Consider the following 1,142-nt stretch of genomic DNA (forward strand, 5'->3'; position numbering starts at 1 on the left):
TTTTCACACCCCTTATCGTTACTTATGTCAGCATTCGCACTTGTGATACCTCCAGCATGCTTCTCAACACACCTTCGACGGCTTACACAACGCTCCTCTACCGCTCATTTTAAAATGAACCCGTAGCTTCGGCACCTGATTTGAGCCCCGTTAAATCTTCCGCGCAGGCCGACTCGACTAGTGAGCTATTACGCTTTCTTTAAAGGATGGCTGCTTCTAAGCCAACCTCCTAGCTGTCTATGCCTTCCCACATCGTTTCCCACTTAATCAGGATTTTGGGGCCTTAGCTGACGGTCTGGGTTGTTTCCCTTTCCACGACGGACGTTAGCACCCGCCGTGTGTCTCCCGTGCTTGCACTCACCGGTATTCGGAGTTTGCATGGGGTTGGTAAGTCGGGATGACCCCCTAGCCCAAACAGTGCTCTACCTCCGGTGGTGATACACGAGGCGCTACCTAAATAGCTTTCGAGGAGAACCAGCTATCTCCGAGCTTGATTAGCCTTTCACTCCGACCCACAAGTCATCCCCGCATTTTTCAACATACGTGGGTTCGGTCCTCCAGTTGATGTTACTCAACCTTCAACCTGCTCATGGGTAGATCGCCCGGTTTCGGGTCTATTCCCAGCGACTGCACGCCCTATTAAGACTCGATTTCTCTACGGCTCCCCTATACGGTTAACCTCGCCACTGAAAATAAGTCGCTGACCCATTATACAAAAGGTACGCCGTCACAGAACAAGTCTGCTCCGACTGCTTGTACGCATACGGTTTCAGGATCTATTTCACTCCCCTAACAGGGGTTCTTTTCGCCTTTCCCTCACGGTACTGGTTCACTATCGGTCAGTCAGGAGTATTTAGCCTTGGAGGATGGTCCCCCCATCTTCAGACAGGATTTCTCGTGTCCCGTCCTACTCGTTTTCACCAGTAAAGCATTTTCGTATACAGGGCTATCACCTGCTAGGGCGGCACTTTCCAGAGCCTTCTACTAACACTAAACTGACTTAAGGGCTGATCCCAGGTCGCTCGCCGCTACTGTGGGAATCTCAATTGATTTCTTTTCCTCGGGTTACTTAGATGTTTCAGTTCTCCCGGTTTGCCTCTATAACCTATGTATTCAGTTATAGATACCCGCCTTATGGCGGG

The 1,142-nt window shown here is 50.4% G+C and carries 1 rRNA gene; it reads right to left on the reverse strand.

What is annotated here, in order from left to right:
• A 23S ribosomal RNA gene (locus H571_RS15675) occupies positions 1–1,142 on the reverse strand; the annotation flags it as partial.

This window comes from Marinospirillum minutulum DSM 6287 (genome assembly GCF_000422325.1).
Classification (GTDB): domain Bacteria; phylum Pseudomonadota; class Gammaproteobacteria; order Pseudomonadales; family Halomonadaceae; genus Marinospirillum; species Marinospirillum minutulum.